This is a genomic window from Streptomyces carpinensis (assembly GCF_002154505.1).
Lineage (GTDB): Bacteria > Actinomycetota > Actinomycetes > Streptomycetales > Streptomycetaceae > Streptomyces > Streptomyces carpinensis.
Map to the genome: position 1 here is coordinate 1 of NZ_MUBM01000268.1, position 20735 is coordinate 20735.

Sequence of the window (20735 nt, forward strand, 5' to 3'; positions counted from 1 at the left end):
CCGCCGCCAGTTCGGCGTCCGGTGAGTCCCAGTGGTCGAGCAGCCAGCGCTCCTCGCCGGGCGTCCAGCTGAGCCGACGCCCTTCCGAGACGTGCTTCGCGAGCCAATCGAGCGCTTCGAGGGCGTTGGGCCTCTTGACCCGCAGGTCCGGCAGACAGGCAGTCAGGACGTGTTGCACCGCTCGGGTCTGAGCAACATGCCAGGACCACTGGGGGTTCTTCCGGCCCTTCTCGTGCACGAAGATCGTGCCGAGGCCCCAGACCTGGGCGAGCCACCTGCACAGGTTCTCGCCGTCGTTGATGACGCACTGGGAGATGTTGATCTGGTACCGGTTGCCCTGAACGCAAACGCTGCCTTCGCCGTCGATCAGGCCAGCCGTGTAGGCGACCGCTCGCTCAGTGGGGGTGTCGTAGTGCGGGTACATCTGCTTTCTCCTTGGGTGGCGAGGGGGCCGCCCCGCCCCTTCCGGGGCGGGGCGTAGTGGGTACCCACTATCTAGGCGGCCGAGGAGGAGGCGGCGGCCTCCGGGTTGATCTGGATGCTGTTCGCGCGGACCGCTGCGATCGCCTGGGCCTGGCGGAGGTTCTTCGTGGCCCGCAGGGTCAGCTCCCGCAGGTGCTCGATCCGCATCTGGTGGCCGGGGACGCCGCCCGGCGTACCGGCGAGCAGGATGGCGAGCTGCTCGGGGTCGGCCGAGGCGAGCTCGGACAGGATCTCGCCCATGATGCTCAGCTTGTCGATCTTGCCGACCAGCTTCCGGCGGTCGTCGACCAGCTGCTCGCGCTCGCTCTCGGGGAGGTCGAGCGAGCCGGGGATGGCGTCCTGGCTGTCCTTGCCGCCGGCAGCCTCGTCGGCCAGGACGAAGAAGCTGCCCTGCTCCTCCTGCCGCTTCTCCTCCGCGCGGGCCGCCTGCGCGAACGCCTCCGCGTCCCGCGTGGACTTGAACTCGCCTCGGGCGTACCGGGTGAGGAACCGCATCTGGTTGTCGCAGTTCAGCAGGGACACGTACCAGGAGAGACCGACCGGCAGGTGCCCCTTGGCCAGGGCCTCGCGGGCGGGCTCGCATAGGCGCAGGAGGCCGATCCTCCAGCCGACGTACGCGGGCGACTTGCCGACCATCTTGGCCACCTCGTCCACCGAGTAGTTGGCGTCGACCAGCCGCTGGAAGCTCTCGGCCTCTTCGATCGGGGTCATGTCCGCGCGGCCGACGTTCTCGGCGACCTGGCGGGCGAGGGTCTCGCGGTCGCCGTCCTGCACGCCGTGGTTGACGACCGCGGGCATCTCGGTGAGACCGGCCAGCTTGGACGCCCTCCACCGGCGCTCACCTGCGATGAGCACGTACCTCTTGGTCGAGGGGACGTAGCGCAGGCTGACCGGCTGGAGCAGGCCCAGTTCCTTGATGGAACCGGCCAGCTCCTCCAGCTTGGCCTGGTCGAAGACCTTGCGCGGCTGGGAGGGGTCGCGGTCGATCCGGTCGATCGGGACGACCTTCTGGACGGTCTTCACCTGGGGGGTGGTGGGCGCCTGTTCCGCCGGGGCGGCCTTCTTGGTGGCGGTCGCCTTCTTGCCCGTCTTGGCGGTCTTGGTGGCCTGGGTGGTGGCGGTCATGGTCGGAACCTCCTGGGTGGTGGGGTTTAGTGGGTAGTCACTAATACGAACGCTTGTACGACCCTTGTGGTTCCGGGTGTTTTCAGAGAAATCGCTGGTCAGAGCGGTTTTTTCGCTCCCCTCGGAGGTCTCTCCGTTCGCCTCCGGGGCCTTTGCTGCGGGCTCCTCGGGCTCCGCCGGCTGCTCCTCGGCGGGCGTCTCGGCCTCGGCTGCGGCGGGCTCTTCGGCCGGGGGCTCCTCGCTGGCGGTCTCGGCGGGCGGCTCGTCGACCGGCACTTCGGTCTCGGCCGTCGCGGTCTTCGTGGCCTCCGCTGCGGCGACCAGGGCGGCACCCAGGGTGTAGGCCCACGCCTGGAAGTCGATCGGCGCGTAGTAGCCGTCTGTCATCGCGATGCCCTCGTCCACGTAGGCCCGGTAAGCGGCGTCCAGCTCGGGGGTGCGCTCGATGTCGGGCCGCTGGGCGGCGCGCTCGCGCATCTCGGCCATCTGGGCTTCCTTGGCCTGGCGCCGGGTGAGCCGACGTCCAATGGGAGCGGTCATCGCGTCCTCCTGGGTGGGGTGTAGTGGGTAGTCACTATTACCAACGCGTGAGCCGTCCTGGTGGTTCCGGGTGTTCCCAGAGAAATCGCAGGTCAGAGCCGTGTTTTCGCTCCCCTCGGGCGCCTCTCCGTGCCCCGCTGAGGCCCCCTCCCCGGGAGCCTCGGGCGCCGGCGCCTCCTCGATGGCGGGCGCCGCCTCCTCCTCGGCCGCGGCGGGCTCCACCGGCTGCTCGGGCTTGGGCTCGATGCTCCGCACGAAGCCGCTCCGGTCCCGGGACACCGTCCAGTCGTCCGGCCCGTACACGTAGCCGCGCTCGTCGAGGATCCTCGTGATCTCGGCCTGCAGAAGCTTGGACCACACCGCCCGGTGGAACTTCTCGCCCTCCGGGGGCGTGATCAGCGTCGGCTCGAAGTCCTTGTGCGGTCGGCTGTTGCCATTGAGCCACGTCAGCTCGGCCACGGTGCCGCCCAGGTCGCACGTGACGAACAGCCGCCTGGCCAACTTCGGGTCGCTGCGCTTCGCCGCCTTCGCCGCCTTCGGCTTCGCCGCCTGGGCCTCGCGGACCGCGCTCGCCGGCTGCGCCTCGGACGCCTCCCCTGCTGCCTTCGTGCCGGGCACCTTCCCGTCGGCCAGGAAGGCGTCCATCGCGCCCTCCGGGCAGCGGGCCCGCACCTCCGTGTAGTCCGCCGGGTGCGTCCAGACCCGGCCGCGATCGGTGGCGTCCTCCAGCGTCATCACCTGCTTCGGGGCCAGCCGCAGGTTCCACGCGATGCTCAGCGTCTCGGAGTTGACCCGCTTCACCTGGTACCAGGAGCCGAGGTAGCGCACGTAGTCACCGGGCGCGAAGTCCTCCGGGCCCCAGATCTTCACGCCCTCGGCCTTGGCCTGCTCGACGATCTGCTCCCAGAGCGCGATCTCCTCGCGCAGGTCGAGGACGTCGACCTCGTACCGCTCGCCGTCCCAGCCCTTCTCGGCAGCCTCCGCCACGTAGCGCTCCTTCTGGCGAAGGTCGGCGCGCAGCTTCTTCAGCCGCCGCCGGGTGCGGTACGGATCCTTCCTGAACCGCTCGTAGTTCTCGGCCGCCCGCGCCCGGTCCGACCAGTACGAGGACTTCTTCTCCTCCTGGATGGAGGCGCGCATGTGGCCGTCCATCCTCTCGATGTCCCGACGGTGGCGGGCCTCGCTGTGGTGGCCGACCTTGATCGGCTCGCCGGTCATGTAGTCCGAGATGGCCTTGGACGCCTGGTAGCGGGCGTCCGACCTGGCGGCCGCGCGGCCCGCACGGTCGCTGTAGCGGTCGGCGCGGTCTGCGGCGCGCTCCTCGCGGTCGGCCTCGGCCTCGGCGAAGGATCGGCGCACGCGCTCGTTGATCTCGACCGTCACGGTGTGGCCGGCCGCGCGCAGGGCCTCGGCAGCCCGGTTGATCCGCCAGGTGTCGGCTGCCTTGTCGCGCGACCGCTTGATGAACAGGCCCTCGACCGAGCGGGAGAACCAGAAGCCGTGTTCTCTGACGATCTCGAAGATGCCGTCTCCCTTGCTGGAGCCGGTCAGGATCGTGCCTTCCGCCCGCGTGTGCGTGATCGTGATCTCTGCCATCTGGCGTTCCTCCTGGGTGGTCGGGGGGCAGGGCCGGGCGGCCCCGCCCGGTGGCGGTCAGACGGAGGCGGCGGCCTTCTCGCGGTCGAGCTGGGCGCGGGCGGCGAGGCGGGCCTCGGCCCATGCGCGGATCAGGGCGGTCCCGGCCTCGGCGGCGGCCTCACCGGCGCTCAGGCCGCGGTCCAGCCCGGACAGGTAGCGGGTGCCGAGCATGTTGAGGGCGTGGGGCCGGGTGAACGTCTCGACCAGGCCGTCGAGGTCGAGGTGAGGGAACGACTCGTGCAGGCTCTTCGCGGCGATGCCCGCGATCTTACCGACGGCCGTGGCGAAGTCCTCGCAGTCCTGCGGGCTCATCCGGCGGGCGGGCCGCACCATCTCGCGGGTGACGAGGACGGGGCTGTCGCCGTCGAGCTTGCGGCCGTCGCGCAGGGCGAGGGCGGCCGGTCACCTCCTTCGCGCGGTACGGGAGGGGGAGCATCAGCGGCCTGCGGTCGGCGTCCGACCAGTCCGGCGCGTACTGGCCGGGGCAGGCCGCGGCGGCGAGGGTGACGCCGGGCGCGTAGTAGCCGCGCAGCGTGTCGCCCTCGCGGATGTCGCGGGCGGGGATGACGTACGGGCCGACGGGCGCGAGCTGAGTGGTCATGGCGGGGTCCTCCTCGTTCACGGACTTAGTGGGTAGCCACTATGCGCGATGCACACAGAGGTCAGAACAGGCGGCCGGCCTCACCGGCCGCGCGGGCGAGGATGCTGGCGCCGATAGGGTCGGCGGCCATCTCGCGGGTGAGCGCGCGGAACTCGCGGGCGGCCCACAGCTGGCTGCGAGCGACCTCCTCGGCGATGCCCAGACCGAGCTGGCGGAGGGCGGCCCGGTCGACCTGCCCCTTGCTCACCGTCCTGCGTACGGCGACCGCGCGAGTGGTGTCGGTCTCGCGGGCGAGCCGCCGGGAGAGGTCGAGGGCGTCCTCGGCGTCCCCGGCCTCGGCGATCAGTTCGATCTCTTCGCAGATAGCGGTGGCGAGCATGGGGGCCTCCTGGGGGGTGAGGTTTAGTGGGTAGTCACTAATACCAACGCGGATTCGCCCCTGGTGGTTCCGGGTGTTCCGCGAGGAATCCGAGAAAAGTGCAGGTCAGAGGGAGTGGGCGGGGCCACTGACCCCGCCCGGGAGGCTCAGTCGATCCGGGTGGCGGCCATGGCCGCCTCGACGATCGCGAACGTCTGGCCCCAGGTGGCCTGCACGCACATGTACTCGGACCCGCCGTGACCCTCGCAGCCGAGGCGATGTAGGGCGATGGCGTGAGCCGGGCCGCATGCTGGCCCACAATTTCGTAGCGTCCGAACGAACCGGCGCCGCCAATACCTGGCAATGGCTGCAAGACCTTTCCGCTGGGGGTGATCCCGCTCGCCCGCGCCGCTGTTTCGCCTGCTGGATACCGTCTTACTGACCAGCGTCGACGCTTTCTTGGTCTAGCTGCATCTCTTCCTCGAAAAATTCTGAAGTAATCATCCCTGAGACAACACTCTGAATAACAATTGCAGTGGAGTCACGAAAGGCGCGAACTCCGTTTTGGAAGATTAGTATCGAGGCTATAAATCCGATCAGCGACCAGGCAGACCAGCACGCTGCAAGAACTACCCAAAGGGTTGCAGAGTATATTGCCACATTGAAGCGAAACTCCGCCTCTGAGTCGAGGCGGTCACACTCCATGTACAAGTCTGAGTGATTTGCAATAAGGCGCATGCGAAGTTCTGGAGTCTCGAATACCATCCTGTTGGTGAGGTTTTTGACACGCGTGTCCGCGATGTTTTCAATTCCGCGATTCTTGAAAGCCCTCCGTGCGTACATAGCCAGATGGGCCCACGACTCTGGCGTCATAAGCGCCGTATCCCCGTGAAGCCACTTAAGGAACGCAGCTATGCGCCGTCCTGGTATCTTCATGACATCACCAAGAAGATAGAGGGTGAAGGCTACAGCCGCCGTCACTATGGGCCTTCCGGCAATGTTCCCTAGCGCATATACGCGATGGATGAAGCCGTGCGCCTGACTACGCGTGGGTACCGAGTCCCCGAACAAGAGCCAGGCCTGAAATGTGCAGAGGACGCCAACAGCGAACGGGGTGCGGAAGTGGCGCAACCCAGGCAGCAGACTTGAAAGCATGCTCGTGATCATGCCCGGTATGCGGCCCCGAGGGGGGCGTTCCATGCAAGTGTGACCTCCGACCCCTGACGTCGCTGTGAGCCGCCGGGAACACGACGAAGCCCCCCTGATCTCGGCCTTGGCGCCCGCCTCGCTCGGGGGGATCTGGACCGTCCAGTCGCACCCGTCGTGCCGGACCGTGGCGGTCAGGCCGGTGTTCAGCTTCTTCCAGCTGGTGGCGGCGGCCGCTGCTGAGAAGATGGCGGAGGAGGTGAAGGCGTCCATTTCGGGCTCCTGCGGGGGTGAGCTTTAGTGGGTAGTCACTAATGCCAACGCGGATACGCCCCTGGTGGTTCCGGGTGTTTCGGGAGAAATCCAAGAAAGATGCAGGTCAGAGGGGGTGGGCGGGGCTGGTGGCCCCGCCGGGGCGGCTGGCGGTCAGCCGGCCAGGATCGCCTCGCCCACCTCGGTCAGGCTCACGCGCTGGCCGTCGTAAAGGCTGGTGGACTGGTCCTGCTGCGCCCACCCCTGCTCGATGACCCACAGGACCATGTCCTTGCGCGGCATGGCGCCCTGGCGGCTGGCGACGACCCTCATGTGGCCGACCCGCGTCTCCTGGAGCTCGATCCGCGTGTCGCGGATGGCCAGCAGGGTCCGCTTCTGAGCCGGGGTTGCCTTCGGGACCTCCACCGACTTGGGCGCGGGCGCCGGCCGCTCCTCGGCCACCGGGGCGGGCTCCTCGGCCGGGGCCTCTTCGTCGACGTCCAGGTCACTGGAGCTCAGGAAGCGGCGCAGGCCGTCCTGCTCGTGGATGCGCTGGGCGTTGGTGACTAGGCTCGTGCTGAGGGCGAGCCCGTACTCCACCAGGTCGGTCATGGCCTTCTGGCGCATCCTGGCCAGTCCCTCGCGGACGCCGTGGCGCTCGATGCGCACCATCAGGTCTGCCCACGGCTTGGCCATCGCGTCGGCCAGCATGGCGGTTTCCATGAGGTTTGTGAGGTCGGAGCGCTGGACCGCGCAGGCGTCGGCCAGGTTCTTGCGGGCCTTCTCGGCGGCCTGGGCCTCAGAGGTGGCGCGGACTTCGAGGAAGCGGAGGGCGGTCTTGGCGTCCATTTCGGGCTCCTTTGGGGTGGGGGGTTTAGTGGGTAGTCACTAATACCAACGCTTGTACGGTCTGTGTGATTCCGGGTATTTCGGGAGAAATTCGAGAAAAGTACAGGTCAGCGGCCTGCCGCGCCCCGTCGGCGTGCACCCATAGTGGGTACCCTCTATCCTGGTCGCATGGACAACACCCTCCCCGAGCCGTTCGCCGCGCTCGCCGATCTCGAAGCCGAGGCGACCATCGAGCAGGCGCAGCGGCTCACCGCGGCGCTGAACGCCGTGCCCGACCTGCAGCGGTGGCTGCGCGTCCAGCGGCAGAGGACCGTGCGCGGCCTCCTCGACTCCGGCCGTGACCGGGACGAGCTGGCGCCGTACCTGGAGGTCTCTCCGCAGCGCGTGTCCGACATCGCCAGCGGCCACACCCGCCACAAGGGATCCCGCAAGACTGCGTGACCTGAAACGACGAGCGCCCGCCGGCCCCCTCAGTGGAGGCGGGCGGGCGCTAGTGGTCGCTGTGGGTTGAGCCACACCCTTCTCCTGGCCTCGCAGTCACGTCGCATTCCGGCGGCCGCGCCGACGCCGCACCTTGGCGATCTCGCCTGCGATGGGAAGCCAGTAGTACGGAATGAAGGCGGCGATCACGGCAACGCCGAGTGGTGGAAGCAGGAGGCCGAGCAGGGTTCCGGTGGCGAGCCAGACGAGGGCGAGCCGGAAGCGGCGGCTGATGGCTGCGACGCCGGCTGAGTCGATGGTGGCGGCGAGCAGCCGGCGATCACGACGGACGTACCACCAGATGATGTTGAACAGAAGGTCCATGAACCAGAAAGCGCTGCCCTGGAGGACGACGGCGGTGCGCTCCCCCTGTCCGTCGCGGATTGCCGCGGCCAGTACGGAGGTGACGAACGGCAGGAACGCGATGCCCATCAGCAGCACGGTGTTGAGGAACAGGACCACCCGGTCGACGCTGCGGATGTGGTCGAACATGATGTGGTGGTTGGCCCACACCTGTCCGATCAGCATGAAGGTGACGACGTAGGCCAGGTAGGACGGCCAGAGCGCGGCGAGTCCGTGCAGCAGGTGGCTGGTGTCGTGCGGCGGGTGGATCTCCAGGACGAGCAGCGTGATGGCGATGGCGATGACGCCGTCGCTGAACGCGACCACCCGGGCAGGTTGGCGCTCGGCACCGAACGGCGTCGACGTTTCTGATCGGTCTGGTCCATGAACAGGCTCTGTCATCGCTCCGTTGCAACGTCACGGTCGGGGGCTGGAAGAGCCCGGCATGCCCAGGGGAGACCACGAGTGGGGATGGCCCGCCCCACTCTAGTGGCGACGGACACCGCGATAACCCAGATCGGGTAAATGTGGTCATACCACCAGTCCATGCCGGATGCAGACACCATGGGGCCTGCCGGCGGCCAGGGCGAACCGGCTGAGCTGCTCGGTCTCGTCCGGCACGGCCGGGAGCGGGAGCGGCTGGACCGGGCGGAGCGGGGCTGCCTTCGGCAGTCCCGGTTTCGGCGTCGGCCGCGCGGCCTCGGCCCGGAGCTCGTCGACGACCGCCGCGTCCAGGCGGTGCTCGGCGATCTCCTCGTCGGTGGGCACCCAGCCGGCGGGCACGGACCGGCCGAGCCGGAAGGTGATGCCCTGCACCTTCGCCCACGCGTTCCACAGCCGCTCGTCCCGCTCCTCAGGCGCTCGATCTCGTCGGCGTGCTCGGCGATTACCTCGTCGGCGTGGCGGGTGAGGGTGAGGACGTACGTGCCGACGCGCTCGCCGTTGCGGTAGTCGCCGGTGACGCGGAAGTCGCGCGCTATGGCCACCGTCGGGGAGGAGGGGGGCCGGTTCGTCATCCGTGGCTCATTTCGAGGTGCTTAGTGGGTAGGCACTATGTCCAACGCGTGAGGCCGCCTGGAGTTCCGGGGAGATCAGGAGAAATCGCAGGTGAGAGCAGGTTGCGGGCGTGTCCGGACACCCTGTCCGGACACGCCCGGACACTCCGTCCCGGGCGGAGCGCTCCCCTGCCTGGAGACTGTCCGGACGTGTCCGGCCGGCCGCCCGTCACGCGCTGAACTCCGCGTACAGGACGACCGGGTTGCGGGCCTCCTCGTCGTCCGTCCACAGCTTCAGCCACGGCCGGCCGGACTCGGACAGGCCGTGCGGCCACGGCTTCTCGCGGCGCACGCGGCGGGCGGAGTAGGCGCCGTGGAACCAGACCTGGCCCGCCACCGTGGCGTACGACTGGCCGATCATCTCGTCGGGGTCGAGCCCGCAGCGGGCGGCCTGCCGCAGCTGGTCGGCGAGGTCGGCTCGGGTGGCCGCGCTCGTCCAGCCGGGCAGCCCTTCGAGTGCCTTGTGCCGCAGGGCGCGTTTGGCCCGGCTGTCGGCGTCGGGGTGGCGCCGGTGGATCGCGCTGTCCAACGCGCGGTGAAGGTGGCGCGGCTCGGCCGGGGCCTGGTCGTCGTCGAGGTACTGCAGGGCGGTCGCGTAGATGCCGCGCACATGGGCCTGTGTGGGTCGCATGGTGGTCCTCCGGGATGGCGAGATGGACGTGTCCGGACACGTCCGTGGCCGTGTCCGGACAGGGCTGGCGGTCAGCGGGTGTCGGCGACGGACGCCGCGTAGGTGGCGTCGATGGAGTCGACGAGGCGGGCGGTGACGGTCTGCCGGTGGCCGCGCAGGACGGCGTCGGCGGCCTCGCCGGTGGGGCCGTTCACGGTGAGCCCACACGCGCACATGGCGAAGCCTTCGGTGCCGCCGCCGGTCTGGGCGTGCTCGCGGGCGAGCAGCCCGAGGCGGGCGGCGAGGGTGAGGCGGACGCGGCCCCGGCTGTCGACGTCGACCAGGCGGCGGACGCGCAGGCGCGCGGACTCGCCGGGCGGGATCTCGTGGCCACCGGCGACGATGTACCGGCGGTCGCCGTCGAGGACGTGGCGGGCGCCGCCCAGGCCGACCAGGGTGAGCAGGGCGCGGGTGCGGTCGTCGAGGTCGCCGACGGGCAGCTCGGGCTCCAGGGTGATGGAGCGCAGCGCGACCGCGCGAGTGGGGCCGTCGATGCGGGACCAGCGGATCGCTGCGCCCCCGCCGGGGGTGGCCTCCATGGCGTGGCCGCGGTTGCGGGCGCGGCGCAGGAGCATCAGCGCGTGGGCCTCGCTCGCGGCGCCCTGGCTGTCGCCGCCGGCGTGGGTGACGGTCTCTCGGAACATGGTGGCTTCTCCTTCGGGGAGTCGTGGGGGGCGAAGGGGCCCGGTGAGCGGCCGGGCCCCGTTGGGGCGGGTCAGAACCGCTTGAGGACGTCGTCCGCCGCGTCCAGGTGGCGGACGAACATCCACGGGGCGATGTCCTCGTGGTGCATCTCGTCGATCAGCAGGGCGAGGACCTGGGCGAGCGCGTGCATGTCGCGCGGGAGGTTGCGGGAGATGAGGTCGGCCGCGATTCCGCAGTACCGGCCCGCCGTGAGGGGGTGGAGGTCGGCCAGGCCGAGCCCCTCCTCGTAGGTGACGGCGAGCAGGTCGCCGAGGGCCTCGACGTCCGCGGTGAAGGTGGTGGTGGCCTGGCTCATCCCGGTCTCCTTGGGGGTCGGTGGTTGATGTCGCCAGTTCCATCCTTTGCGAAATCCACTTTGTTTAATCGTGTTGACAAAGTGGATTACGCAAAAGAACTTCCACGAAGCCGCAGGTCAGCGGCCCAGGCTGCCGAACATGACGTCGGCCACCGACCGGCCGCGCGTCCGGCCTCCCGAGCCGGGAAGCCTGCCGTAGACGACGCCCTCACCGGGGCCCCGCTCGGCCTTCGCCGGCTCAGGCCGGGCGCGCGGGTAGTCGCCGCCGTGGGCGGTGAGCCAGCAGGCCAGGCACAGGGCGGCGTGGGCGCACTCGGCGTCGAGGTCGAGCCCGGCCTGCGCGGTGAACAGCACGTGGCTGAACTCGCCTTCGCCGTCGTACAGGGCGGCCGCCCACGGTTCGGTGTGCTGCTCGGGCGTCAGGTCGGCGTTCTCCTCGGAGTACAGGAACACCTTCGGCCCGGTGTGGGCGTCGCCCTCGTCGGCGGTGCGGTCGACGCCGACGAGGACGTACGAGACGCCGCAGTCCTCGGCGAAGAACGCCGGGATGCCGAACTGGCCGAGGGCGGCGATCAGCTTGTCGCCGTCGGTCGGACCGGCCTGGGCTGCGGCCTTCCGGGCGGCCTCGTGCTGGGCGGCGAGCTCGGCGGTGATCTGGGTGGTCATGCGGTTCCTCCAGGGGTGAGGGGTGTCAGCGGGTGCGGGCGGAAGCGGCCAGCGCGGCGTGGGCGGTGGCGGCGGCGGTCAGTGCGCCGTCGAGGTACAGGCCCTTGAGGAGCCGCCAGTTCAGGCCCTGCTTGCGGTGCCAGTAGCGGGCCATGGCCATGCGGCCGGCCGCCGAGATCCACACCTTGTTCGAGTGCGGCGGGTGCGACAGCCAGCCGCGCTCGAGGAGCATGCTGGTCTGCACGCGCGGGATGCGGAACCATCCGGCGTCGACCCCGCAGATCCAGCCGTGCTCGTCGCGGACCAGGCGGGCGTGCTGCTCGTAGCGGTCGATCAGGTCGAGGTCCTCGGCCTGCCGGGGCGTCAGCCGCTCGGGGCGGACGGCGAACTCCAGCGTGCGCGACCGGCTGACCCGCCCGGCGATGACCAGGGCGCCGTACTCGCGCACGGCGATCGTCCGGCCCTTGCCCGTCGCGCGGCCGATCGCTAGGTCGGCCTCCCAGGCGGTCACGTAGCCGGTCGCGTACACGCCGGCGCCCACGACGATCTCCTTGAACGCGGCGTACTCGAAGCCGGTCGGGGACCAGGGGCGGGGCGTCCGGACGTGCGAGCGGGTACAGATGGTGGCGGGGTGCATCGGCGTTCCCTTCAGGGTCAGATCCAGTTGCGGACGGCGTGGAAGCGGCGCGAGCCGTACAGGACGGCAGCGTCAGCGTGGGCGTCGCGGACGTGAGCCGAGGCGGCGTCACGGGCGCTGTCTCGCGTGGTGGAGCGGTCGGACGTGGTGCAGTCGAAGCTGTCGCCGTGCGCCTCGATGACACGCACCTGGCAGCGCCACAGCCAGCCGTGGCCGTAGCGGGCGCCCGGGGTGGGCGACCAGGAGACGTAGGCCACGGGCGCGGGCGCCCCGTCGACCTGCAGGAGACTGTCGGTGCGGTGGTCGCCGTACAGGTCGCCGGGCAGGACGGTCGGCCGAATGTCCCGCCAGGTGAAGGCCAGCGGCGGCCACTCTTCGGGCGGGACCGGGAGCCGGTCGGGTACGCACTGGTCGGCAGCGGGCAGCTCGGGCCAGTCGGGCACGAGCCGGTGGAGGACGGTCAGGCGGTCCATGCGGGTCCTTTCTCTCTTTCGGTTCAGGCGGCCAGCTCGACTACGTGGGCCGCGATGCGGTGGCAGCACATGTGCTTGGCCTTCAGGCCCGCCGGGCACGTGCACGCGGCGCGCGCGGTGCGGTAGGCGGTGGTGCCGTCGGAGCTGACGGCGAGGAACACGGCGTTCTTGCCGGTGTCGCGGAGCGGGATCAGGCCGCCCATCTCCAGGAGATCGATGGCCTTGTCGACCAGGTCGCTCTTGTACTGGGCGGCGAGCTGGGGGGCGCGGGAGGCCCGGAACACCTTGCGGCGACACTTCGGTCCGAGGCCGTCGAATGACGGGTTGCGCAGCCGCCGGTGGCACTTCAGGCACCGGATGGGTTCCGCTTCGGTGACCTTCGTGGCGCGCATGGCGGCTCCTTGTGGGGTGGTGGGTGGTACTACTTCCATTCTTTGCAAAACCCACTTTGTCTAACCATTTTTGTGAACCTGAATAGGCAAAGAATCCTCCAGGAGTGCAGGCCACGGCAACGATCACCGCCACGCGGTCACTAAACGTGTTTTACAAAACCGACTTGTGGAAGACTCCGCACATGCCCAGGAAGCCAGGAGCCCAGCCGCAGCCCGACCACAAGCTCAGCGACGCCGCGCGCGACGCGATCCGCGCATGGAACGAGCACGTCGCCAAAGAGGAGGAGCTGCGCGAGGCTGCGCAGAACGCGCTCGCCGACGAGCTGAAGGCGAACCCGGACCTGCCCGTCGCGGCCCTCGCGAAGAACCCGGACGTGCCGTGGGGCATCGGGACGCTGTGGAACATCGTCGCCAAGTACGACGTCCCGGCCCGCCAGCCCAACAAGGCCAAGCGGACCGAGAGCTGACGCCGGCACAGCCGACAGAAGGGGCCACACCCATCGGGTGCGGCCCCTTTGCTGTGGGAGGTCGGGTGGTCAGCGGGCGAGCACGACGGCCGCCACAGCGAGCAACAGGATCACGGTGGCGATGACCTGCCCGCGCGGGATGTCGAAGAGACTCGCCACGGGGACGTCGATGATGCGCTCGCCGTCCGGCCGGTGCCCCGTGTGGGCGAGGTAGCGGTGCCGCATCTTCTCCCGGTGCAGCGCGCTGTCGGTGAAGCACAGGGGCGACGTCGTCCTGCACGCGTTGCATCGGTACTTCTTGGGCGTCATGGCCGCCCCCCCTTCTGATCACCTTCGGTCTTCCCCCTCATGGTGGCCGATGGCGCCGACAGTGCGTAACCGTTCGTGTCGTATCCGTCGCGCGGGATTCGGTCTGTTCGACAACGGGACGGCTGGGCCGAACAGACGGGCGAGGTCTACCGGGGTGCGCGCGGCACCACCTTCCACGCGGCCGGGCCCCTCTCCGAGTCCTGGACGATGTCGAAGGGCCGCCCATCGTCCGGCTCGCTGCCGTCTACACCCAACCCCTTCTGAGCCCCGCTCTCGGCGTTGTTGGCGTTGGCGTTGGCACTCTGACCAGCAACAACGGCACCCCCAAGGGCGGGGGCAGGAGAGGAGGGGCGGGCCGGGAAATCCGAGAGGTGCACGCCGGGCCCATTCCCGGCCGCCGTGCGCACCCCAGGACGCACCCGGATACCGGCCTCTGTCAGCACCCGACGGACGGCCCGGGTATCGGCCAATCCGAGGGCCTGCCGGAGGGTGGTGAGGAGCACCCCGCGGCCCTCCCCGACGAGGGCGTGCAGAGCCCTCGCGATGGCCTCGGGAGAGGGGTCCGCCGGGGCCTCCTCGGCGGCGCCGTCGGCAGCCTCGTCGACGAGCTCGGCGGGGGGCTGGCCGGACCGCTTCCGGAAGATCCGACTGGCCTTGCGGGTCGGCTTCCTCTCGGCGTCCTCGGGAGCCTCGACGCGGGCACGCTCGGCCACGACGACGGCCGCCGCGCCCCACGCCCCGATGAGGGCGGTCGGGCCGGTCTCGGGCCAGGTGGTGGCCGTCTTGTAGCAGCAGTAGGCGGCCCCGAGGGCGATGCCGAGGCGGTGGGGGACCTTCGCGGAGTCCGGGCCGCCCTCTCCCCCGATCCACTTCAGGACCTGGTGGATGAGCATGCCGCTGCCCTTGGCGACGGTCACGGCGATGGCCAGAAGCTGCCGACGGGCGGGGGGCTCGCCGGCGGCGCGGCGTGCGGCCTTGGTCTGGCGGGCGCGCTTACGGGCTCGTCGGGTGGCCGCGATACCGGCGTTGATGACGTCGGGGATCCACATCAGGCTGGCGTACGGGCGGAGGTCGGGCATGGCGAGGGCCCGCCGCGGGGCGGGCTCCTCGTCCTCGTCGTACTCCCCCGGCTCCGCGTCGTCGTCCTCGGCCGGGGTGGGCTGCTCCCCCGGCTCTTCGGCGGGCGGGGCGGGAGGCGGCTTCTCCGTCGGCTCGGCGGCGGGCTCTCCGTCGGGCTCGGGGACCAGGTGCAAGGCGGCAGTCATCGGCATCACGCCCACGAGGTGGCGAGCATGTCGAACTGGGTGGCGAGCCAACCAGGGGCGCCCCCGGCGCCGGCTGCGACCGTCGTGAACAGCACCCCGAAGAACATCAGGGCGCGCGGGGACAGCTTGCGGAACGCGATGATCGCGATGATGACCACGGCCAGGCCCGGCCCGGTCAACTGTGGGAAGGCGTGGCGCAGCATGCGGACGACGTCCATCAGGCCTTCCGAGATCCACGAGAACGGCGGACCGGCCGCCTTGAACGCGGACCCGGCGATGAACGACAGGATGAGGATCCACCACCAGGACAGCTGACCGGCCTTGCCGCCACCCTTGGTGCCGAACCAGAGGACGACGAACAGGACGGCGGCGACGCCGAAGATTCCGATGTGTCCGATGACGCTGATCACGGGGTGCTCCGCTTCAGGTGATGGGGGCGCCGTACCAGAGCGCGCCGACGATGACGGACGTGGACAGGGCGCGGACGGCCCAGGCGAGCAGCGGGAACCAGTTGCGGACGCGGTAGTCGAGGAGGAACAGGCCACCGGCGAGCCCAGCGATGAAGATGGACTCGATGTCGGCGAAGCCGTGGGCGGCGATGTACGCCGCGCTCAGGTAGCCCTCGTGGAAGGCGCCGATGTAGATGCCGCCGAGCAGGCCGGTGCCGTGGTACAGCAGCCACTTGTTGTGGGCCTCCACGGAGCGCCACCAGGTGAATAGGTTCTGCCGCTTAGGCGGCAGGCCGGGCGGGCGGCCGAGGACGGGCCGGTCCCAGTGGCGGCGGCCGGGCGCCTGCTCCTCCCCCACGTACTCGCCGTACTCGTCGTCGGGCGGGGACGTCTTGAAGATGCGGCGCCGGGAGGAGCGCGGCTTGGCTGGGGTCGGCGCGGGCTCCTCCCCCGCCGCCTCGTCGCCTTTCAGGCCCTCGTCGGCGGTGTCGATGTCCGGGTGGAGGTCAGCCAGGTCGGGCTTGCGGAGCTCCCACCACGGCGTCAGCCGATTGCCCGCCCGGGCGGACGGCTGCGCCTCCGCCCGGTCGACGGGCTCGGCCTGGTCGGCGGGCTCAGGGTCGGCGGGCCGGGGGAACCGTGCCCGCACCCAGTCCGGGAGCCTGCTGGCGCGCTGGCCGCTGTCCGCCGGCTGCTCGGGCACGGCGGGCGGCGGGGCGGAGGCCGGGCCTCCGGGGCCTACGTTGCGGCGGCGCAGCTCCTCCCGGATGCGCTGCTCGTCCTGGTCGTCGTCGGCCGGGGCGTCGTCGGTGGCGATGCGGAGTCGCTCGTCGGGTCCGGCGGTCATCGGCTGGTCCTTCCGGTCTTCGGGGGCAGCAGCCGCTCGGCGGTGTCCACGAGGTGGGCGCTGCGCTGGGTGGGCACGTGCTGGGCGTCGAGGCGGCGCAGCACGTGGCAGATGTCTTCGGCCGGGACGAGGAGGATGCCGTCGTAGCGGAGCTGGGTGCCGGGCCGCATCGGGCCGACCATGACGGCGATCGGGATGGCCTTGACGCCGAGGAGGCTGGAGACGGTGGCCGTCTCGTATCGCAAGGGCTTGAGCCGCTTGGACACGTCCCACTCGCCGTGCCACAGGCGTCCGTCGCGGACCCTCAGCCGGTGCCTGCGGTCCCACTTCTTCGGGTCCAGGACGTACACGCGGCCGGTCGGGGAGATGGCGAGGAGGTCGATGTTGGCCTTGCCGCGCGGCAGCCTGCGGTCTGCGAGGAATGCCCACCCGTCTGCGGTGAGCGGCGCCAGGAGCTGGGCCACGTACCGCTCCCCCTCCGCGCCGATCTGGGAGCGGCGGGCCAGGGCCTCCGCGCGGGTCGTAATCCCGGCCGCGGTGGCGATGCGGACGAGCGGGGTGCGTAACTCGCGGGCGCGGGCGTCGGCGGAGCGGCCGGCGCCCGTGATGCGCCCGCCGGGTCGGCGGGCGCTCGAGGTGCGGCCGGGGCCGCGGTACCGCCACCACCAGTAGGCGGCGACGGCAGCGGCCAGCAGCAGGACACCGGTCACCAGGTCCACCCGAAGGACAAGCACGCCAGAGAGGTGAGCCCGACGAGCCAGGCGAGGCGGCGCACGGTGCGGTTGCGGTGCTCGCCGTAGCCGCAGATGACCACCGCTGCTACGGCGTTGAGGACGATCCACGGGGGCATCAGGCGCTCTTCCTTCGCTTCTTCAGTTCGCGGTCACGGGTCCGGCGGACGGTGTCGCGCAGGTCCGGCCGGTCGCCGTGGACCGTGCGGACCGCGTCCGTGATCGCCGTCATCTCCGCCTCGTCCAGCGGCTGGTCGACGGCCCACTCGGGGTGGTCGTCGAGGAGCTGGCGGACGGTCGCGGCGATGGACTCGCCGATCGGGTGCGCTCCCCCAGCCGGCTGCGCGGGCGGCACCGGCGCAGCCGGGGGCGGAGTGGGCGCGGACTGCTGTCCGGACACCGGCGCAGACACGCCCGGACCCTGTCCGGACGGGGGCGGCACCGGCGGCGTCGGCGGCTCGGGCGGCGTCTGGACAGGCTGTCCGGACACCGCGTCCGCTGTCTGTCCGGACGTGTCCGAGGCGGTGACCTGCCGGGGCTGCGCGGCCCCCGCGATGATCGCCTCGGCCGCCCGGAACTCCGGGCCGGCTGCGCGCATCTGGACGGCACGCCGGTTGAGGCGGGCCAGGCGGACGCCGAGCAAGTGTCGACCGGCCATCTCCTGCTCACGGTCGGCGACCCAGTGAGCAACGTCTGGGTTCAGCTTCACCCGGTCCAAGCCCATGATCAGCCACCACAGGCCCTTGGCTGCGGCGTCCAGGAAGGAGCCGACGATACCGGCGGCGAGCTGGTCGAGGACCTGGCCGTAGGTGATGACGGCAGCCATGCCGCCGAGGAGCATGACCCACCCGGCGTTGCGGGCCCGAGCGGCACGGTCGGCATCCACGCGCTCGATCTGCTCGATACCGACGCACACCAGCCAGCTCGCCGTATAGACAACGCCTACGGCATAACTGACGACCGGGTGAAGCATCCGGGACATCAGCCCGCCGACACTCGCGGTAGTTCCGGCTGCGGCCAGCAGGGTGACGATGACCGCCACGGTGATGGCGCCGCGCCGAATGATCTCGTCCCAGTCACGCGGCGGCAGAGCGACCCACACCTCTTCGGTCACCATCCGCGTGGACGCGCGGCCGTCGATGACGGTCGTCACCGGCCGCTCGCGCGTCTCCTTCTTGTAGCGCACGCCAGGCTGCCGGGGCTGCGGCGTCTCGGGTGTCTGGGACATGGCTGTGCTGCCCTTCGGGCTCATGGATCGTCAGGGAAAAGGGCGGGGCCGCTCCGAGGGGGAAGTGGGCGGCCCCGCCCGGTCCGGTCAGGTCACCAGGCGCGCCCACGTAGGCGCTTGGGGACCGGCTTCTGCTTGTCGCCGTCGCGGAGGACTGCCGTGCGGTGACGCTGGCGCCGTCGGGCGCTGTCTTCCGCTTCGCGCTGCGCCTTCCGCTCCTTGGCCTTCCGGTCTCGCTCGGCCTGCTTGGCGGCGCGCACCTGGCGGCCATAGGTCACCGAGTCGCTCGCCGACGTCCGGCCCGCGTACTGCGTCCGCGCCAACTCACGGTCGTTGCGGCCGTCGAGGGACCGGAGGAACCTTCCGATGGCACCCATCAGCGGCCACCCCCCGCCAGGACCAGGGCGAAGCCCTCGAACCAGCCACCGCACTTACCGCACACGAGCTTGCTGCCCTCGGTCTTCATCTGCTGTCCGCAGCAGGTCATCGGCCGCCCCTCACCGTGAAGGAACCGGGCTGCGTGGCCAGGCCCCGCTGCACGGACGCTTCCGTCGCCTGCACGGCGTCGTTCCGGCCCGCACGGTCCTGCTGGCACGCCTGCACCGTCGCGGGCTGACCCGCCGTCTGGTTCGGGGTCTTCGTGTCGATCCGTCGGGTCACCGGGCCACCGCCTCACGCAGCCGGGCCCCGTACTCCCCGCGCGTCACACCGCCGTCGACCGGCGGCAGCATCGCGAGGACACCACCGGACAGATTCGGCTCGCCCTGCGCCTGGTCGTCCGCGAGCTGCTGCGCAACGGCCTCCGTCATCGGCTCACCGGGCCGGTCCTGCTCCAGCAACCGGGCGATCTCCAGCAGGGCTCGCCGCACCGCCTCCTCGGAGGTGGCCGCCCTGCTGCTCGTCCGCATCTTGGCGTCCGTCACTGGGCACCCCCCGCCTCGTCCTCGCGGCGCGGGTGCGGAAAGCGCGGGATCACCGGCTCGTTCTCGTCGTCCGACCAGCCTGCGGCGCGGGCCGCCTCCAGCAGCCCGGCGGCGAACTTCCCGCGCTGGGCGTTCTCGGGGTTCGGCGCGAGCTCGCGCACCACCGTGGCAATGACCCGAGACTCGGCCTGTCCGTGGCCCGCCGCCTCGAACGAGACAGCGCCGACCCGAGCGAGCCACTCCATCCAGTCCACCGAGGCGTCCGGGTCGCCCTCCGCGTACCGGCCGGCCAGCTCGACGAGCACGCCGACCGCCTTGCACTTCTGTTCGTCGGTGACGTCCCTCATGACACCCGGGCAGGCGTCAGTACTCTTTCCCATGCGTCAGCTCCATCTGACGTGGGCCCCCAGCCAGCGTTTCCTAGGCCCTGGCTGGGGGCCGCTGTGTACGTGCGACCCGGGCGGGGCCGCTTTCGCTAGCGTATGGAACTCCATACACTGGCGCAAGCGGACCCGCCCGGATTGAGGGGCATGGGTGTGACAGAAGAGCTCGAAGAGGAGGTGCGGCGGGTGCTTGACGCCCTTGATCAGGTCGAGGCGATGGAGGACCCCGTGGCCCGGGCGCGAGCGGTAGCTCAGCTACTCAAGGACCAGCCGAACCGGAACAAACGCCTCAAGCAGCTCCGGGACGATGCCGTACGGCGGCTCCGCGACGACGAAGGCATGTCACTGCGCAAGATCGCGGCGGAGGTCCAGGTGTCACTGGGGACCGTGCAGGACATCCTGCGCGGCCATACCGGCACCTGGTCCAGCCGCCCGCGCAAGAGCGGGAGCAAGGATGCAGAAGACAGAGGCGACGCCCAGTAGGCCAGCGGCGGTCTACCGGCTGTGGGCCGAGGACGGCACGCTGCTCTACATCGGGTCGGCGTACAACCCGGAGGAGCGGGCAAAGGCTCACCGCCGTACGGAGTGGGGACCGTTGGTCGCGCGACGAACCGACGAGTGGCACTGCAGCCGAGAGGTCGCCTACGAGGCCGAGGCGGACGCGATCGCGGCGGAAGACCCGCGGCACAACGTGGCCGGAACGCCGAGGCATACGGGCCCCGCCGAGCGGGGCCGCGTCCAGCGCGAGGCCAGTGACGCACGATGGCGCGTCGCGCTGGCGGCAATCCGAGCCGGCGCGTCGGCCGAGGAGGCACGCCGCGCTGGCGGCTGGGCAGAAGTCGAGTACCTGGAGGCCTCAGGCCTGATGCAGGGGCTCGCCGCGAAGTGGCGTCGCCAGATGGAGGAGCAGGGCGGGACCTACAACTCGAAGAACATGAGCCTGCCTGCCGCAGTAAACGGCCGACTGACCTGGGAGATGCGGGCAAGCGAGGTGCATGCTGCACGGGCCGGCGGCCAACTGGGCTGGACCCCCACGTTCCCCAACATCGACCGCTGGGAGCGGCTGCAGCCGACACTCGCCGAGTGACCGGCCCTGACAGCAGGAAGCCCCCCCCCCCGTCGCTGCGCGGTGACGGGGGCTTCTGCATGGCACCGACGCTGCTCAGTCGTCGATTGCGGCGCTTTCCCGAAGGCTGCCGGGACCGAGAGTAGCAGGGTGCTCGCTCAGCGTGCGTGACGTGTGATCTTGCGCTACGGTCCTGGCGAGCAATCAGCACGTAGATGAGATTGCCTCTGGTGCACACAGCCCCCTCGATGCAGGGGGCTGTCGTGCGTCTTGGGCCGGAGGGCCGCGACAGCGCCCCCATTTCCCCGCTCTGGATTCGGGGGCGCTGTGCGGTGGGGACGGCCGGGCGCTCGGGGGGCG

At 70.6% G+C, this 20735-nt stretch carries 30 protein-coding genes; 4 read left to right on the forward strand and 26 right to left on the reverse strand.

Going from position 1 to position 20735, the window contains the following annotated elements:
* The 7 genes from BZY54_RS32220 to BZY54_RS32250 all read right to left on the reverse strand — a co-directional run.
* Positions 1-424: hypothetical protein (locus tag BZY54_RS32220; RefSeq protein WP_086728859.1), on the reverse strand; the 424-nt coding region annotated here is incomplete at its 3' end.
* A 71-nt stretch (positions 425-495) separates the two neighbouring features.
* Entirely contained in the window at positions 496-3744 is a 3249-nt protein-coding gene (locus tag BZY54_RS53800; RefSeq protein WP_244217452.1) for a ParB/RepB/Spo0J family partition protein, read from the reverse strand.
* A 57-nt stretch (positions 3745-3801) separates the two neighbouring features.
* Positions 3802-4098 (reverse strand): hypothetical protein, encoded by a 297-nt coding sequence (locus tag BZY54_RS32235; RefSeq protein ID WP_086728860.1) that lies wholly within the window; start codon positions 4096-4098, stop codon positions 3802-3804.
* Positions 4055-4387, reverse strand: a complete 333-nt coding sequence (locus BZY54_RS50445) for a hypothetical protein (protein ID WP_143668166.1) — start codon at positions 4385-4387, stop codon at positions 4055-4057. The genes BZY54_RS32235 and BZY54_RS50445 overlap by 44 nt, the downstream gene beginning before the upstream one ends.
* A gap of 61 nt (positions 4388-4448) precedes the next feature.
* On the reverse strand, positions 4449-4766 hold the full coding sequence (locus BZY54_RS32240) for a hypothetical protein (protein ID WP_086728861.1): 318 nt from the start codon (positions 4764-4766) through the stop codon (positions 4449-4451).
* Between the two features lie 414 nt (positions 4767-5180).
* Positions 5181-6164 (reverse strand): hypothetical protein, encoded by a 984-nt coding sequence (locus BZY54_RS50450; protein ID WP_143668167.1) that lies wholly within the window; start codon positions 6162-6164, stop codon positions 5181-5183.
* Positions 6165-6317: 153 nt separating this feature from the next.
* Complete coding sequence (locus BZY54_RS32250) at positions 6318-6992, reverse strand: hypothetical protein (protein ID WP_086728863.1); 675 nt, start codon at positions 6990-6992, stop codon at positions 6318-6320.
* A 168-nt stretch (positions 6993-7160) separates the two neighbouring features.
* Here BZY54_RS32250 and BZY54_RS32255 point away from each other — a divergent pair, with 168 nt between their 5' ends.
* Positions 7161-7433, forward strand: a complete 273-nt coding sequence (locus BZY54_RS32255; RefSeq protein WP_086728864.1) for a hypothetical protein — start codon at positions 7161-7163, stop codon at positions 7431-7433.
* Between the two features lie 96 nt (positions 7434-7529).
* Here the strand turns inward: BZY54_RS32255 and BZY54_RS53805 are convergent, their stop codons facing one another.
* From BZY54_RS53805 to BZY54_RS32305, 9 genes are all read right to left on the reverse strand, one after another.
* Positions 7530-8141 carry a TMEM175 family protein gene (locus tag BZY54_RS53805; RefSeq protein ID WP_244217453.1) on the reverse strand — a complete coding sequence of 204 codons (612 nt, stop codon included), beginning with the start codon at positions 8139-8141 and terminating at the stop codon, positions 7530-7532.
* Positions 8142-8345: 204 nt separating this feature from the next.
* The gene (locus BZY54_RS32270; protein WP_086728866.1) at positions 8346-8630 is read right to left on the reverse strand and encodes a hypothetical protein; all 285 of its coding nucleotides are present in this window, start codon (positions 8628-8630) and stop codon (positions 8346-8348) included.
* A gap of 408 nt (positions 8631-9038) precedes the next feature.
* The gene (locus tag BZY54_RS32275) at positions 9039-9500 is read right to left on the reverse strand and encodes a hypothetical protein (RefSeq protein WP_086728867.1); all 462 of its coding nucleotides are present in this window, start codon (positions 9498-9500) and stop codon (positions 9039-9041) included.
* A gap of 71 nt (positions 9501-9571) precedes the next feature.
* Entirely contained in the window at positions 9572-10183 is a 612-nt protein-coding gene (locus BZY54_RS32280; RefSeq protein WP_086728868.1) for a hypothetical protein, read from the reverse strand.
* Between the two features lie 71 nt (positions 10184-10254).
* Positions 10255-10539, reverse strand: a complete 285-nt coding sequence (locus BZY54_RS32285; protein WP_086728869.1) for a hypothetical protein — start codon at positions 10537-10539, stop codon at positions 10255-10257.
* Between the two features lie 117 nt (positions 10540-10656).
* Positions 10657-11205 (reverse strand): hypothetical protein, encoded by a 549-nt coding sequence (locus tag BZY54_RS32290; RefSeq protein ID WP_086728870.1) that lies wholly within the window; start codon positions 11203-11205, stop codon positions 10657-10659.
* A gap of 25 nt (positions 11206-11230) precedes the next feature.
* Positions 11231-11842, reverse strand: a complete 612-nt coding sequence (locus tag BZY54_RS32295; protein ID WP_086728871.1) for a hypothetical protein — start codon at positions 11840-11842, stop codon at positions 11231-11233.
* 17 nt (positions 11843-11859) lie between these two features.
* A complete protein-coding gene (locus tag BZY54_RS51120) occupies positions 11860-12315 on the reverse strand; it encodes a hypothetical protein (protein WP_086728872.1) in 456 nt (151 codons plus the stop codon).
* Between the two features lie 23 nt (positions 12316-12338).
* Positions 12339-12707, reverse strand: coding sequence for a hypothetical protein (locus BZY54_RS32305; protein ID WP_086728873.1), 369 nt, complete (start codon positions 12705-12707; stop codon positions 12339-12341).
* Positions 12708-12889: 182 nt separating this feature from the next.
* On the opposite strand from BZY54_RS32305, the gene BZY54_RS32310 reads away from it, so the two are divergent.
* Complete coding sequence (locus tag BZY54_RS32310; protein WP_086728874.1) at positions 12890-13174, forward strand: hypothetical protein; 285 nt, start codon at positions 12890-12892, stop codon at positions 13172-13174.
* A gap of 69 nt (positions 13175-13243) precedes the next feature.
* Here the strand turns inward: BZY54_RS32310 and BZY54_RS32315 are convergent, their stop codons facing one another.
* The 10 genes from BZY54_RS32315 to BZY54_RS32355 all read right to left on the reverse strand — a co-directional run bounded on the left by BZY54_RS32315 (position 13244) and on the right by BZY54_RS32355 (position 19306).
* Positions 13244-13483 carry a hypothetical protein gene (locus tag BZY54_RS32315; RefSeq protein WP_086728875.1) on the reverse strand — a complete coding sequence of 80 codons (240 nt, stop codon included), beginning with the start codon at positions 13481-13483 and terminating at the stop codon, positions 13244-13246.
* Positions 13484-13629: 146 nt separating this feature from the next.
* On the reverse strand, positions 13630-14748 hold the full coding sequence (locus tag BZY54_RS32320; protein ID WP_143668169.1) for a hypothetical protein: 1119 nt from the start codon (positions 14746-14748) through the stop codon (positions 13630-13632).
* Between the two features lie 5 nt (positions 14749-14753).
* Positions 14754-15158, reverse strand: a complete 405-nt coding sequence (locus tag BZY54_RS32325) for a hypothetical protein (protein ID WP_086728877.1) — start codon at positions 15156-15158, stop codon at positions 14754-14756.
* Between the two features lie 13 nt (positions 15159-15171).
* On the reverse strand, positions 15172-16044 hold the full coding sequence (locus BZY54_RS32330; protein WP_086728878.1) for a hypothetical protein: 873 nt from the start codon (positions 16042-16044) through the stop codon (positions 15172-15174).
* Positions 16041-16778 (reverse strand): nuclease-related domain-containing protein, encoded by a 738-nt coding sequence (locus tag BZY54_RS32335; RefSeq protein WP_244217454.1) that lies wholly within the window; start codon positions 16776-16778, stop codon positions 16041-16043. Before BZY54_RS32335 ends, BZY54_RS32330 begins: the two co-directional genes overlap by 4 nt.
* Positions 16751-16894 carry a hypothetical protein gene (locus BZY54_RS51125; protein WP_158103954.1) on the reverse strand — a complete coding sequence of 48 codons (144 nt, stop codon included), beginning with the start codon at positions 16892-16894 and terminating at the stop codon, positions 16751-16753. The genes BZY54_RS32335 and BZY54_RS51125 overlap by 28 nt, the downstream gene beginning before the upstream one ends.
* Positions 16894-18003, reverse strand: coding sequence for a hypothetical protein (locus tag BZY54_RS32340; RefSeq protein ID WP_086728879.1), 1110 nt, complete (start codon positions 18001-18003; stop codon positions 16894-16896). Before BZY54_RS32340 ends, BZY54_RS51125 begins: the two co-directional genes overlap by 1 nt.
* Before the next feature lie 92 nt (positions 18004-18095).
* Complete coding sequence (locus tag BZY54_RS32345; RefSeq protein WP_086728880.1) at positions 18096-18380, reverse strand: hypothetical protein; 285 nt, start codon at positions 18378-18380, stop codon at positions 18096-18098.
* A gap of 279 nt (positions 18381-18659) precedes the next feature.
* On the reverse strand, positions 18660-18911 hold the full coding sequence (locus tag BZY54_RS32350) for a hypothetical protein (protein WP_143668170.1): 252 nt from the start codon (positions 18909-18911) through the stop codon (positions 18660-18662).
* An 11-nt stretch (positions 18912-18922) separates the two neighbouring features.
* Entirely contained in the window at positions 18923-19306 is a 384-nt protein-coding gene (locus BZY54_RS32355; RefSeq protein ID WP_143668171.1) for a hypothetical protein, read from the reverse strand.
* A 156-nt stretch (positions 19307-19462) separates the two neighbouring features.
* Between BZY54_RS32355 and BZY54_RS51130 the strand changes: the two genes are divergently transcribed.
* Together BZY54_RS51130 and BZY54_RS32365 are read left to right on the forward strand one after the other, a co-directional pair.
* Positions 19463-19792 carry a hypothetical protein gene (locus BZY54_RS51130; RefSeq protein ID WP_158103955.1) on the forward strand — a complete coding sequence of 110 codons (330 nt, stop codon included), beginning with the start codon at positions 19463-19465 and terminating at the stop codon, positions 19790-19792.
* Entirely contained in the window at positions 19764-20396 is a 633-nt protein-coding gene (locus tag BZY54_RS32365) for a GIY-YIG nuclease family protein (RefSeq protein ID WP_086728884.1), read from the forward strand. Before BZY54_RS51130 ends, BZY54_RS32365 begins: the two co-directional genes overlap by 29 nt.
* Positions 20397-20735: the final 339 nt, after the last annotated feature.

What these genes read in the sequence shown, in the direction of transcription:
- BZY54_RS53800 (WP_244217452.1), bottom strand. Translation starts at nt 3,744, where the DNA reads ATGGCAGAGATCACGATCACGCACACGCGGGCGGAAGGCACGATCCTG.
- BZY54_RS32235 (WP_086728860.1), bottom strand. Translation starts at nt 4,098, where the DNA reads ATGAGCCCGCAGGACTGCGAGGACTTCGCCACGGCCGTCGGTAAGATC.
- BZY54_RS50445 (WP_143668166.1), bottom strand. Translation starts at nt 4,387, where the DNA reads ATGACCACTCAGCTCGCGCCCGTCGGCCCGTACGTCATCCCCGCCCGC.
- BZY54_RS32240 (WP_086728861.1), bottom strand. Translation starts at nt 4,766, where the DNA reads ATGCTCGCCACCGCTATCTGCGAAGAGATCGAACTGATCGCCGAGGCC.
- BZY54_RS50450 (WP_143668167.1), bottom strand. Translation starts at nt 6,164, where the DNA reads ATGGACGCCTTCACCTCCTCCGCCATCTTCTCAGCAGCGGCCGCCGCC.
- BZY54_RS32250 (WP_086728863.1), bottom strand. Translation starts at nt 6,992, where the DNA reads ATGGACGCCAAGACCGCCCTCCGCTTCCTCGAAGTCCGCGCCACCTCT.
- BZY54_RS32255 (WP_086728864.1), top strand. Translation starts at nt 7,161, where the DNA reads ATGGACAACACCCTCCCCGAGCCGTTCGCCGCGCTCGCCGATCTCGAA.
- BZY54_RS32275 (WP_086728867.1), bottom strand. Translation starts at nt 9,500, where the DNA reads ATGCGACCCACACAGGCCCATGTGCGCGGCATCTACGCGACCGCCCTG.
- BZY54_RS32280 (WP_086728868.1), bottom strand. Translation starts at nt 10,183, where the DNA reads ATGTTCCGAGAGACCGTCACCCACGCCGGCGGCGACAGCCAGGGCGCC.
- BZY54_RS32285 (WP_086728869.1), bottom strand. Translation starts at nt 10,539, where the DNA reads ATGAGCCAGGCCACCACCACCTTCACCGCGGACGTCGAGGCCCTCGGC.
- BZY54_RS32290 (WP_086728870.1), bottom strand. Translation starts at nt 11,205, where the DNA reads ATGACCACCCAGATCACCGCCGAGCTCGCCGCCCAGCACGAGGCCGCC.
- BZY54_RS32295 (WP_086728871.1), bottom strand. Translation starts at nt 11,842, where the DNA reads ATGCACCCCGCCACCATCTGTACCCGCTCGCACGTCCGGACGCCCCGC.
- BZY54_RS51120 (WP_086728872.1), bottom strand. Translation starts at nt 12,315, where the DNA reads ATGGACCGCCTGACCGTCCTCCACCGGCTCGTGCCCGACTGGCCCGAG.
- BZY54_RS32305 (WP_086728873.1), bottom strand. Translation starts at nt 12,707, where the DNA reads ATGCGCGCCACGAAGGTCACCGAAGCGGAACCCATCCGGTGCCTGAAG.
- BZY54_RS32310 (WP_086728874.1), top strand. Translation starts at nt 12,890, where the DNA reads ATGCCCAGGAAGCCAGGAGCCCAGCCGCAGCCCGACCACAAGCTCAGC.
- BZY54_RS32315 (WP_086728875.1), bottom strand. Translation starts at nt 13,483, where the DNA reads ATGACGCCCAAGAAGTACCGATGCAACGCGTGCAGGACGACGTCGCCC.
- BZY54_RS32320 (WP_143668169.1), bottom strand. Translation starts at nt 14,748, where the DNA reads ATGACTGCCGCCTTGCACCTGGTCCCCGAGCCCGACGGAGAGCCCGCC.
- BZY54_RS32330 (WP_086728878.1), bottom strand. Translation starts at nt 16,044, where the DNA reads ATGACCGCCGGACCCGACGAGCGACTCCGCATCGCCACCGACGACGCC.
- BZY54_RS51125 (WP_158103954.1), bottom strand. Translation starts at nt 16,894, where the DNA reads ATGCCCCCGTGGATCGTCCTCAACGCCGTAGCAGCGGTGGTCATCTGC.
- BZY54_RS32340 (WP_086728879.1), bottom strand. Translation starts at nt 18,003, where the DNA reads ATGTCCCAGACACCCGAGACGCCGCAGCCCCGGCAGCCTGGCGTGCGC.
- BZY54_RS32345 (WP_086728880.1), bottom strand. Translation starts at nt 18,380, where the DNA reads ATGGGTGCCATCGGAAGGTTCCTCCGGTCCCTCGACGGCCGCAACGAC.
- BZY54_RS32350 (WP_143668170.1), bottom strand. Translation starts at nt 18,911, where the DNA reads ATGCGGACGAGCAGCAGGGCGGCCACCTCCGAGGAGGCGGTGCGGCGA.
- BZY54_RS32355 (WP_143668171.1), bottom strand. Translation starts at nt 19,306, where the DNA reads ATGGGAAAGAGTACTGACGCCTGCCCGGGTGTCATGAGGGACGTCACC.
- BZY54_RS32365 (WP_086728884.1), top strand. Translation starts at nt 19,764, where the DNA reads ATGCAGAAGACAGAGGCGACGCCCAGTAGGCCAGCGGCGGTCTACCGG.